Here is a 6,057-nt window from a genome sequence, read left to right as displayed (position 1 = left end):
CCCACTTCCTTGACCGCACCGATGATGCCTTCCGCGATCATGTCGCAGCGCACGATGCCGCCAAAGATGTTGACCAGCACCGCTTTGACGTTGCTGTCGGAGAGGATGATCTTGAACGCCTCGGTCACGCGCTCCTTGGTGGCGCCGCCGCCGACGTCAAGGAAGTTGGCCGGCTTGCCGCCGTGCAGGTTGACGATATCCATGGTGCCCATGGCCAGACCCGCGCCGTTGACCATGCAGCCGATGTTGCCATCGAGGGCCACATAGTTGAGCTCCCACTGGGCAGCGTGCGCTTCGCGGGGGTCATCCTGCGACGGGTCGTGCATCTCGCGCAGCTTGGGCTGACGATACAGTGCGTTGGCGTCGATGTTGATCTTGCCATCCAGGCAGTGCAGGTTGCCCTGCGCGGTGATCACCAGCGGGTTGATCTCCAGCAGCGCGAAATCGCAGTCGAGGAACATCTGACCCAGACCCATGAAGATCTTGGTGAACTGTTTGATCTGATCGCCGACCAGACCCAGTTTGAAGGCCAGCTCGCGCGCCTGATAGGGCTGCGGGCCAACCAGCGGGTCCAGGGTGGCCTTGTGGATCAGATGGGGGGTTTCGTGGGCGATCTTCTCGATGTCCACGCCACCTTCGGTAGAGGCCATGAAGACCACGCGACGGGAGCCACGGTCAACCACGGCGCCCAGGTAGAGCTCTTTGGCGATGTCGGTGCAGGATTCAACCAGGATCTTGGTGACCGGCTGGCCGTTGGCGTCAGTCTGGTAGGTCACCAGATTCTTGCCCAGCCAGTTCTGGGCGAAGGCACGGATCTCGTCCTTGCTCTTGGCCACTTTCACACCGCCCGCCTTGCCGCGACCACCGGCGTGTACCTGGCATTTGACGACCCAGGTATTGCCGCCAATCTTGTCGGCCGCTTCGGCCGCTTCCTGCGGGGTAGCACAGGCATAACCTTCGGAGACCGGCAGGCCATACTCGGCAAACAGCTGTTTTGCCTGATATTCATGCAGATTCATAGATGCTCTATCCGTGTTGTAGGTATTTCCGTCCGGGGCTCGTGTTTCTCAATCCCCTGTGAGTGGGGGCCTGGGCGGCCCCTCGTTATCTTTCAATCGCTCGGGTATTACTCAAACGTCCAGCAGCACATCCGGCTCGGGGCGCAAACCCCTTGCCCGGGTGCCACAGGCTTAGACGTCCAGCAACAGACGGGTCGGGTCTTCCAGCAGCTCCTTGACGGAGACCAGGAAGCCTACCGATTCGCGTCCGTCGATGAGACGGTGATCGTAGGAGAGCGCCAGATACATCATCGGCAGGATCTCGACCTTGCCGTCAACGGCCATCGGGCGATCCTGGATCTTGTGCATGCCCAGAATGGCGCTCTGGGGCGGGTTGATGATCGGGGTGGACATCAGGGAGCCGAACACGCCACCGTTGGTGATGGTGAAGTTGCCGCCAGTCAGTTCATCCACGGTCAGCTTGCCGTCACGGCCCTTGCCCGCCAGATCCTTGATGGCCTTCTCGATGTCCGCCAGGCTCATGTTGTCGCAGTCGCGCAGCACCGGCGTCACCAGACCACGGGGGGTAGAGACGGCGATGCTGACGTCGAAGTAGTTGTGGTAAACCACGTCATCACCATCGAGCGCCGCGTTCACTTCCGGATAGCGCTTGAGGGACTCCACCACCGCCTTCACGTAGAAGGACATAAAGCCGAGCTTGATGCCGTGCTTCTTCTCGAAGATCTCGCCGTACTGCTTGCGCAGATCCATGATGGGCTTCATGTTGACCTCGTTGAAGGTGGTCAGCATGGCGGTGGTGTTTTTCGCTTCCAGCAGACGCTCGGCAATGCGCTTGCGCAGACGGGTCATCGGTACCCGCTTGTCGGTACGACCACCCAGCGGGGTAACCTTGGCTGCCGGGGCTGCAGTTGCGACCGGTGCGGCTGCCGCAGGCTGGCTCTTGGCCTTGATGAAGGCTTCCACATCATCCTTGGTGATGCGACCACCCTTGCCGGTACCGGTCAGCTTGGTCACGTCGATATCGTGCTCACCAATCAGGCGGCGCACCGAGGGGCTCAAGCCATCGGCACCATCATCGGCCACCGCTTCAGCGGGTTTCTCTTTGGTCTCTTCACCGGCCACCGGGGCGGCGGTGAGGATGGCAATCAGTTGACGGGACAACACGGTCGCCCCTTCCCCTTGCAGAATATCCCCCAGCACACCGGCTTGCGGTGCCGGCACTTCCAGCACCACCTTGTCGGTCTCGATGTCGACCAGCACTTCGTCACGGGCGACCAGATCGCCCGGTTTTTTGTGCCAGGTGGCGATAGTGGCATCGGCCACTGATTCCGGCAGATCCGGTACCTTGATTTCGATAGTCATCCAATCAGTTCCTTTTTACTTCTATGCCAGAGGCTTTACAGGGTAAGGGCATCTTCCACCAAGGCTTTTTGCTGCTTGGCGTGGACAGACATGTAACCGACGGCCGGTGAGGCTGACGCGGGGCGACCGGCATAACGCAGGGTAGCTCCGGCTGGCAGCACGCCATCGTAGTGGTGACGGGTGCAGTACCAGGCGCCCTGGTTCTGCGGCTCTTCCTGACACCAGACAAAGTCGGTGACATGGCTGTAATCAGCCAGAATGGCGCGCACTTCCTCTTCCGGGAAGGGGTAGAGCTGCTCAATTCGTACCAGTGCCACATCTTGCTGCTCGGCCTTGCGACGGGCATCGAGCAGGTCGTAGTAGACCTTGCCAGAGCAGAAGACCACGCGCTTGACCGCTTTCGGATCCAGCGCATCGATCTCGCCGATGGCGTTCTGGAAGGTTCCTTCCGCCAGCTCTTCAAGCTTGCTCACCGCCAGCGGGTGGCGCAGCAGGGATTTGGGCGTCATGACGATGAGCGGACGGCGCATCGGACGTACCACCTGACGACGCAGCATATGGAACACCTGCGCCGGGGTAGAGGGCACGCACACCTGCATGTTGTGTTGGGCACACATCTGCAGATAACGCTCCAGACGGGCGGAGGAGTGCTCCGGGCCCTGCCCCTCGTAACCGTGCGGCAGCAACATGGTCAGGCCGCACATCCGGCCCCACTTCTGCTCACCAGAGGAGAGGAACTGATCCACCACTACCTGGGCACAGTTGGCGAAATCGCCGAACTGGGCTTCCCAGATGGTGAGGCCAGCCGGCTCGGCGCTGGCGTAACCATATTCAAAGGCCAGTACCGCGTTCTCGGTCAGCACAGAGTCATACACCTCGAACGGGCCTTGCTCGTCGTGCAGGTTGCACAGCGGGGTATAGGTGCTGGCATCGGTCTGGCTGTGCAGCACGGCGTGGCGGTGGAAGAAGGTGCCACGGCCGGAATCTTCACCGGTAAAGCGGATGCGGGACCCCTTGTCCACCAGAGTGGCGTAGGCCAGGGTCTCGGCAAAGCCCCAATCCACAAGCTTCTCGCCAGCGGCCATCAGACGGCGGTCTTCGTAAATCTTCTCGACCTGACGCTGTAGCACGTGGGTCGCCGGATACTGACTCACCCGCTCGCCGAGGCTCTTGAGGTGATCCATCGGCACGGCACTCTCATAGGCCATGTTCCAGTCGTGGCCCAGATAAGGGGTCCAGTCGACGGAGTGCAGCTCCATCGGCCGCCACTCCTTACTCACCCGCTCGCCGCGATCCAGCGCTTCGCGATACTCGTTGACCAGTTCGGTCGCCCGCTCCTGGGCGAGGCTCCCCTCGGCCACCAGCTGATCGGCGTAGATCTTGCGCGGGGTCGGGTGCTGCTTGATCTTCTGGTACATCAGCGGCTGAGTTGCGCTCGGCTCGTCCGCTTCGTTGTGACCGTGACGACGGTAGCAGACCAGTTCGATCACCACGTCGCGTTTGAAGGTGTTGCGGTAATCCAGTGCAATCTGGGTCACCAGCACCACGGCTTCCGGATCATCCCCGTTGACGTGCAGCACCGGCGCTTGCACCGCCTTGGCGATGTCGGTGCAATATTCGGTGGAACGCAGGTCACGGATATAGGAGGTGGTGAAACCAACCTGGTTGTTGATGACGATGCGCACCGTCCCGCCGACGCCATAGGCACGGGTCTGGGACATGTTGAAGGTCTCGGCCACCACGCCCTGACCGGCCATGGCCGAGTCACCGTGAATGGTGATGGGCAACACGCTGGAGCCATCCTTGTCACCACGACGATCCATACGGGCACGGACCGAGCCGATGACCACAGGGTTGACAATCTCGAGGTGAGAGGGGTTGAACGCCAGCGCAAGGTGGACGTTGCCACCCGGGGTGGCGAAGTCGGAGGAGAAGCCCATGTGGTACTTCACATCACCGGTACCCCAGGATTCGCCATGCTTGCCGGCAAACTCGTCGAACAGATCCTGAGCGCGCTTGCCCAGCACGTTGATCAGCACGTTGAGGCGACCGCGGTGGGCCATACCGATAACGGCCTCTTTGCAGCCCTGCTCACCGGCGCGACGGATCAGCTCCTTGAGCATGGGGATCATGGCGTCGCCACCTTCCAGCGAGAAGCGCTTGGCTCCCGGGAACTTGGCGCCCAGATATTTCTCCAACCCTTCGGCGGCGGTCAGGCTCTCGAGGAAACGGGTCTTCTCTTCGAGGGTGTAACTCCCCTTCCCTTCAATGGATTCGAGACGCTGTTGCAGCCAGCGCTTCTCTTCCGTGGAGGTGAGGTGCATGTAGTCGGCGCCGATGGAGCCGCAATAGGTCTTCTTCAGCGAGGCGTAGAGGTCGGAGAGCACCATGGTCTCGCGACCGATGGCGTAGGAGCCCACATTGAAGGTGGCCTCCATATCTGCGCCCTGCAGGTTGTGGAACGCAGGATCCAGTTCGGCAACGGTTTCACGCTGCCACAGGCCCAGCGGGTCCAGATTGGCATTCTGGTGACCACGGAAACGGAAGGCGTTGATCAGCTGCAATACCCGCACCTGCTTGGCATCCACTTGCGGATCGGAGACGGGGGCACTGTAGCGAGAGGGATCCTTGGCCAGACGACGGAAATAATCGCGGACCTGGGAGTGGGGTTGTTCAACCGCATGGCCATTGACCTGGGGCAGCTCGCTAAACAGGCTGCGCCACTCGTCGGACACGGAGTCAGGATTTTCCAGGAAGGATTCGTACAAATCCTCGATATAGCTTGCATTCGCACCAGCCAGGTGAGATGACTCCAACCAGGCCTTCATCACGCCGTTATGCATTTCTATCCCTTGTACTTCTTGTTACTGCTGCGCAGCTTGTAGGGGTCAAATAGCCATCCTGCCACGGGTGGGATGGCTATCCAGAGGTCGGGCCAGCACCTGGCCGGCCCTGATACTAAACAGCCCGATTGAGCAACATCGACTTGATCTGGCCAATCGCCTTGGTCGGGTTCAAGCCTTTCGGACAGACGTTCACGCAGTTCATGATGCCATGGCAGCGGAACACGCTGAAGGCGTCGTCCAGATTCCCCAGTCGTTCGGTGGTCGCGGTGTCGCGGCTGTCAGCCAGCCAGCGGTAGGCGGCGAGCAGCCCGGCCGGACCGATGAACTTGTCGGGATTCCACCAGAAGGAGGGGCACGAAGTGGAGCAGCAGGCACAGAGAATGCACTCGTACAGGCCGTCAAGCTTGGCGCGCTCTTCGGGGGATTGCAGGTGCTCACGCACCGGCGGCAACTTGTCATCATTGATGAGGAAGGGTTTGACCTTCTCCCACTGTGTGTAGAACTGGGTCATGTCGATCACCAGATCACGGATCACCGGCAGGCCGGGCAAGGGGCGGATAACGACGTTATTGCCCTTCTTCAGCAGGTCGGAGAGCGGGGTGATACAGGCAAGACCGTTCTTGCCATTCATGTTGAGACCGTCTGATCCACAGACCCCTTCGCGGCAAGAGCGGCGGAAGGCGAGCGTGGGATCCAGCTCTTTCAACTGGATCAGTGCGTCGAGCACCATCATGTCGGAACCTTCAGGAATATCAAGACGATATTCCTTCATATGGGGGACGTTATCAACATCCGGATTGTATCTGTAGACAGAGAATGTGACGTTCATA

The 6,057-nt window shown here is 60.5% G+C and carries 4 protein-coding genes; all 4 read right to left on the bottom strand.

Features of this window, described 5'->3' with window-relative positions; genetic code table 11:
- Positions 1-1,019: ADP-forming succinate--CoA ligase subunit beta (gene sucC, locus AB5Y85_RS00615; RefSeq protein ID WP_368221053.1), on the bottom strand; the 1,019-nt coding region annotated here is incomplete at its 3' end.
- Between the two features lie 171 nt (positions 1,020-1,190).
- Positions 1,191-2,381 (bottom strand): 2-oxoglutarate dehydrogenase complex dihydrolipoyllysine-residue succinyltransferase, encoded by a 1,191-nt coding sequence (gene odhB, locus AB5Y85_RS00610; protein WP_069529939.1) that lies wholly within the window; start codon positions 2,379-2,381, stop codon positions 1,191-1,193.
- Between the two features lie 35 nt (positions 2,382-2,416).
- Entirely contained in the window at positions 2,417-5,224 is a 2,808-nt protein-coding gene (sucA, locus tag AB5Y85_RS00605) for a 2-oxoglutarate dehydrogenase E1 component (RefSeq protein WP_005333548.1), read from the bottom strand.
- A 115-nt stretch (positions 5,225-5,339) separates the two neighbouring features.
- Positions 5,340-6,056: a succinate dehydrogenase iron-sulfur subunit gene (locus tag AB5Y85_RS00600; RefSeq protein WP_005333549.1), complete on the bottom strand. Its 717-nt coding sequence runs from the start codon at positions 6,054-6,056 to the stop codon at positions 5,340-5,342.
- Between the last annotated feature and the right edge of the window lies 1 nt (position 6,057).

Origin of the sequence: Aeromonas sp. R3-1, assembly GCF_040908345.1 — a bacterium.
GTDB lineage: Bacteria > Pseudomonadota > Gammaproteobacteria > Enterobacterales > Aeromonadaceae > Aeromonas > Aeromonas veronii.
Note: the sequence above shows the minus strand (reverse complement) of the source record. Positions and strands in the feature narration are given on the sequence as shown.